Annotated in this window: 5 protein-coding genes and 1 pseudogene; 5 read left to right on the top strand and 1 reads right to left on the bottom strand. The window is 71.3% G+C overall.

Features of this window, described 5'->3' with window-relative positions; all coding sequences use genetic code 11:
* Nucleotides 1-217: pseudogene (locus AOK23_RS24885) on the bottom strand (hypothetical protein); the annotation flags it as partial.
* Nucleotides 218-254: 37 nt separating this feature from the next.
* Between AOK23_RS24885 and zapE the strand changes: the two are divergent.
* From zapE to AOK23_RS24860, 5 genes are all read left to right on the top strand, one after another.
* On the top strand, nucleotides 255-1,355 hold the full coding sequence (gene zapE / locus AOK23_RS24880) for a cell division protein ZapE (RefSeq protein ID WP_055714874.1): 1,101 nt from the start codon (nucleotides 255-257) through the stop codon (nucleotides 1,353-1,355).
* A gap of 233 nt (nucleotides 1,356-1,588) precedes the next feature.
* The gene (locus tag AOK23_RS24875) at nucleotides 1,589-1,990 is read left to right on the top strand and encodes a hypothetical protein (RefSeq protein WP_206336284.1); all 402 of its coding nucleotides are present in this window, start codon (nucleotides 1,589-1,591) and stop codon (nucleotides 1,988-1,990) included.
* Between the two features lie 80 nt (nucleotides 1,991-2,070).
* The gene (locus AOK23_RS24870; protein ID WP_055714873.1) at nucleotides 2,071-2,649 is read left to right on the top strand and encodes a carbonic anhydrase; all 579 of its coding nucleotides are present in this window, start codon (nucleotides 2,071-2,073) and stop codon (nucleotides 2,647-2,649) included.
* A 20-nt stretch (nucleotides 2,650-2,669) separates the two neighbouring features.
* Complete coding sequence (locus AOK23_RS24865) at nucleotides 2,670-4,175, top strand: SulP family inorganic anion transporter (protein ID WP_107102865.1); 1,506 nt, start codon at nucleotides 2,670-2,672, stop codon at nucleotides 4,173-4,175.
* Nucleotides 4,176-4,415: 240 nt separating this feature from the next.
* The coding region (locus AOK23_RS24860) for a slipin family protein (protein WP_055714871.1) at nucleotides 4,416-5,203 on the top strand (788 nt) is incomplete at its 3' end.

Genomic DNA, 5,203 nt, shown 5'->3' with positions numbered 1-5,203 from the left:
CGCCCGGACCGGGCGCGGGCGCGGGATAGGCGTACGCCGCCGCCAGCTCCGCCAGGCTCCACTCCCGGTCGACGGCGTCGGCACCCGGCGCCCGTCCGCCGGCGTCCGACCCGGCGGCCACCGCCGGAGCGGGGGTCCCGGCCGTATCCGTGCCCTCACCGGCCTCGTCCGGGGTCCGGGCCGCTGTCTCTTCGGTCACAGGGAACAGGCGTCGCATGTCGTGCAGTGTGGCACGGCCTTTAGACTCGGTAACCGTGTCGTCGTCCTCTGCCGCCGTGTCCGGCCCCATAGCCGAAACGGCTCCGCTGTCCCTGTGCACCCGCGAGCCCCACGTCCCCGCCGACCGGCTCGTCGCCGAGATGGTGCCGCCGCCCCGCTTCGACTCGGTGCGCTTCGACACGTACATCCCGGACCCGAACCAGCCGAGCCAGACCGAGGCCGTCCGGGTCCTCAGCGGCTTCGCGGCGGGCCTCGGCGGCGCCCACGCGATCGGCGCCGGCAAGCGCGGCCTCTTCGGCTTCGGCAGGGCGAAGGCCCCCAAGGTCCCCGCCGGCCCGCGCGGTGTCTACCTGGACGGCGGCTACGGCGTCGGCAAGACCCATCTGCTGGCCTCCCTGTGGCACGCGACCCCGGCCGAACCCGCGTTGAAGGCGTTCGGCACGTTCGTGGAGCTGACCAATCTGGTCGGCGCGCTCGGCTTCCAGAAGACGGTCCAGACCCTCTCCGGGCACCGGCTGCTGTGCATCGACGAGTTCGAGCTGGACGACCCGGGCGACACCGTCCTCGTGTCGACGCTGCTCGGCAAGCTGGTGGACGCGGGCGTCGCCCTGGCCGCCACGTCCAACACCCTGCCGGGCAAGCTCGGTGAGGGCCGGTTCGCGGCGGCCGACTTCCTGCGGGAGATCCAGGGCCTGTCCGCCCACTTCCGCGCGCTGCGCATCGACGGCGAGGACTACCGCCACCGCGGGCTGCCCGAGGCGCCGCCGCCGTTCTCCGACGAGCAGGTCACGAAGACGGCGTACGCCACCGAGGGCTCCTCCCTCGACGACTTCCCGCATCTGCTGGAGCACCTCGCGCGCGTGCACCCCAGCCGGTACGGCGCTCTCACGGACGGCCTGAAGGCGGTGTGCCTGACCGACGTCCAGCCCGTCCCCGACCAGTCGACCGCCCTGCGGCTCGTGGTGCTCGCGGACCGGCTGTACGACCGTGAGGTCCCCGTGCTCGCCTCCGGTCTGCCCTTCGACCGGCTGTTCAGCGAGGAGATGCTGAACGGCGGTTACCGGAAGAAGTACTTCCGAGCCATCTCCCGGCTCACCGCCCTCGCCCGCGACGCCGGGCGACTCGCCGGGCACTGAGCCCCAGCGGCCCACCGACACCCCTCACCGGGAGGAACTCCCCCAGGTCAAGGGGCTGTTTCAGCCATCCTGCCCACGCTTTTCAGGCTCTCTTCAGCTCGAAACGTTAAGTTAACCCTGCAAACAACTTTGCAGGGTTAACGTGTTTCTTGACCAGCGGTTGACCATTGATTGACCAAGTCATTCAACTGTCGGCCCATGGGAGACAGGACGAACTGGCAGTGGGGAGGCTCATGTTGCGAGGTACGACGACCCGGACCGTCATCACGGCCCTAGCCGCCGTCCTGCTCGCCCTGCAGTTCTTCACTCCCACCGCTTCCTTCGCATCCGCGCACACACCCGGTCATGCCAAGGCCAAAGCCACGCCCGGAAAGGCCCTCCCGGCCACCCCGGTGCGTGACTCGGCCGCCATGCCTCGCCCCTGCGGTCATCCCGAGGACCCGACCGGTCCTCTCCGCACCCGTGACCGGCACCGCGCCACCACCCACACCGCTTCCGGAGCGCCCGTACGCCCGCCGCAGGGGGAGAACCCGGCGGTCGCGAGCGAACCGGAACGGCCCTCGGCCCGGCACCACCGGCAGTCGAGATCCCTCACGGCCCACACCCCGGCCGCTCTCCAGGTCTTCCGCTGCTGAGAGCGCGGAGCCCGTTCCCCCCACATCTGTCGTGCAAGCCCGACGCGCCGCCGTGGCGCGCCAGGAGGAGTCACCACATCATGCAGCCCCTCATCGACAACGCCCGTACCTTCGGACAGCGCCCTGAGGAGTTCGCCAGGCTGGCCGAGGGCCAGTCCCCCGAGGTCCTGTTCATCACCTGCTCCGACTCGCGGGTCGTCCCGGCCCTGATCACGGGCGCCCGCCCCGGCGAGCTCTTCGAACTGCGGACCGCCGGCAACATCGTCCCCCCGTACACGCCGGACCGCCCCACCGGTGAGACGGCCACCATCGAGTACGCCGTGGAAGTGCTCGGCGTCAGCGACATCGTGGTCTGCGGCCACTCGCACTGCGGTGCCGTCGGCGCGCTGGTGCGCGGCGACGACCTCGACGCCGTGCCCGCCGTACGCGACTGGCTCACCCACGCCACCCCGCGCCCCCAGGGCACGGTCGAGGACCCCACGGTCGCCGACGGCGTGCAGAACCACGTCCTCAGCCAGCTGCTGCGACTGCGCTCCTACCCCTGTGTGGAGAAGGGCCTCGCCGACGGCCGGCTGCGGCTGCGCGGCTGGTACTACGAGGTCCACACCGGAGCCGTGCGCGAACACCGCGCGGACACCGACACGTTCGAGACCCTCTGAGCGGCGGGCCGGTGTCCTCGATGAACTCCCAGACCTCCCCCACCTCCAAGTTCCCCTACATACGCCAGGACTTCGGCGCCTCGCTGGTCGTCTTCCTGGTCGCCCTGCCGCTGTGCGTGGGCGTGGCCGTCGCCTCCGGGGTGCCGGCCGAACTCGGCCTGATCACCGGCATCGTGGGCGGCATCGTCGCCGGTCTGATGCCCGGCAGCAGTCTGCAGGTCTCCGGCCCGGCGGCCGGGCTGACCGTGCTGGTCTTCGAGGCGGTGCGCCAGTTCGGCCTCCCCGCGCTCGGCGTGATCGTGCTCGCCGCCGGTCTGCTCCAGCTCGCCATGGGCGCGCTGAAGCTGGGCCGCTGGTTCCGTGCGATATCCGTGTCCGTCGTCGAGGGCATGCTGGCCGGAATCGGTCTCGTGATCATCGCCGGCCAGCTGTACGCGGCGGCGGGTCTGAAGGCCCCGGCCTCCGGGCTCGACAAGATCGCGGGGCTGCCCGGCGCCTTCGTCGAGGCCTTGGGCAGCGCCGCCGCGGTCGCCTCCCTCGCGCTCGGCGCGGGCACCGTCGCCGTGATGGTGCTGTGGAAGCGGCTGCCGAAGAAGGTCCAGGTCGTGCCCGGCGCGCTCGCCGCGGTCGTCCTCGCCACGGTCGCGACCCTCGCCTTCGGTCTGCCGGTCGCCAAGGTCGAGGTGAAGGGCCTGCTGGACTCCATCCAGCCGCCCGGACTCGACGCCTTCGGCGGGCTGGCCGATGTGGCGCTGATCGGCACGGTCCTCGCCTTCACGCTCATCGCGTCCGCCGAGAGCCTGTTCAGCGCGGCGGCGGTGGACCGACTGCACGACGGGCCGCGCACCGAGTACGACAAGGAGCTGATGGCCCAGGGCGCCGGCAACACGGTGTGCGGTCTGCTGGGCGCGCTGCCGATGACGGCGGTCATCGTGCGCAGCTCCGCCAATGTGCACGCCGGCGCGAGGACCAAGGCGTCCCGTGTCCTGCACGGCGTCTGGCTGCTGCTGTTCGCCGCGTTGCTGCCGGGGGCCCTCGCCCTGATACCGCTGCCGGCCCTGGCCGGCATCCTCGTCCACGCGGGCTGGAAGCTGATCCCGTTCCGCGCGGTCGTCTCGCTGTGGCGCGGCCACCGGGGCGAGGCGCTGATCCTGGTGACGACCGCCGTGTCGATCGTCGCGGTGAACATGTTCGAGGGCGTTCTGATCGGCCTGGCCCTCGCGGTCGTCAAGACGGCCTGGGAGGCCTCGCACATCAAGCTGGAGGTCATCGACAAGGGCGCCGGCCCCGTCCAGGCCTATCTCTCCGGCAACGCCACCTTCCTGCGCCTGCCGAAGATCCTCGACAGCCTGGAGTCCCTGCCCCAGGACCGCCCCGTCGAGCTCCACCTCTCGGGTCTGCACCACCTCGACCACGCCTGCCGCACCGCCCTGGAGAACTGGGCGGAACGACACAGCGCGACCGGCACCGAGCCGGTGAGGATGACGGGCCCGGAGCCGGAGAAGGTCGCCTCGGCGACCCACTGACGCCGCACGGCCCCACCCACCAGGCGGGCGGCGGCCCTCGCGGGCCGTCCCCGCCCCGGCGCCCCGGTCTCCTCGACCGGGGCGCCACCCGTGTTCGGCCCCCGGCGAACGACAGTCGCCCCAGCCCTCACCCGAGGCATATCGTGGTAATCGCGTGGATATACGACGACTCCGCAGGAATTACGACGATCGGGAGAGGCCGGGGGCGGTCGTCACGGTCGACTCAAAGGGGCGGTCGTCATGGGCGAAGCACTCATCGCGGCAGCCGCGGCCCTCGCCGCCGGCGCCGCCGTCTACGTCGCGGCGGGGGCCCGCGTCATCAAGCAGTACGAACGCGGTGTCGTCCTCCGCCTCGGTCGTCTCCTCGGCACCCCCAGACCGCCCGGCTTCACCATGGTCGTCCCGGTCGTCGACCGTCTCCGCAAGGTGAACATGCAGATCGTGACGATGCCGGTGCCCGCCCAGGAGGGGATCACCCGCGACAACGTGACGGTCCGCGTGGACGCGGTCGTGTACTTCAAGGTCGTCGACCCGGCCGGCGCGGTCATCCAGGTCGAGGACTACCGCTTCGCCGTCTCCCAGATGGCGCAGACCTCCCTGCGCTCGATCATCGGCAAGAGCGACCTCGACGACCTCCTCTCCAACCGGGAGAAGCTGAACCAGGGGCTGGAGCTGATGATCGACAGCCCGGCCGTGGAGTGGGGCGTCACGATCGACCGCGTGGAGATCAAGGACGTGTCCCTCCCCGACACCATGAAGCGTTCCATGGCCCGCCAGGCCGAGGCCGACCGGGAACGCCGGGCCCGCATCATCAACGCGGACGCGGAGCTGCAGGCGTCGAAGAAGCTGGCGGAAGCGGCCCAACAGATGGCCGAGGCACCCTCCGCCCTCCAGTTGCGCCTCCTCCAGACGGTGATGGCGGTGGCCGCGGAGAAGAACTCGACCCTGGTCCTCCCCATCCCGGTGGAACTCCTGCGCTTCCTGGAACGCGGCCACCCCGAGCAGGAGGCCGCGTTCCAGGAAGCGCA

The organism is Streptomyces torulosus (assembly GCF_001419765.1).
In the GTDB taxonomy this organism is placed as follows: Bacteria; Actinomycetota; Actinomycetes; order Streptomycetales; family Streptomycetaceae; genus Streptomyces; species Streptomyces torulosus.
This window is presented reverse-complemented; position numbering and strand designations above follow the sequence as displayed.

Bases quoted from the DNA above. Each gene is read 5' to 3' on its own strand.
- AOK23_RS24875 (WP_206336284.1), top strand. From the start codon at position 1,589: ATGTTGCGAGGTACGACGACCCGGACCGTCATCACGGCCCTAGCCGCC.
- AOK23_RS24870 (WP_055714873.1), top strand. From the start codon at position 2,071: ATGCAGCCCCTCATCGACAACGCCCGTACCTTCGGACAGCGCCCTGAG.
- AOK23_RS24865 (WP_107102865.1), top strand. From the start codon at position 2,670: ATGAACTCCCAGACCTCCCCCACCTCCAAGTTCCCCTACATACGCCAG.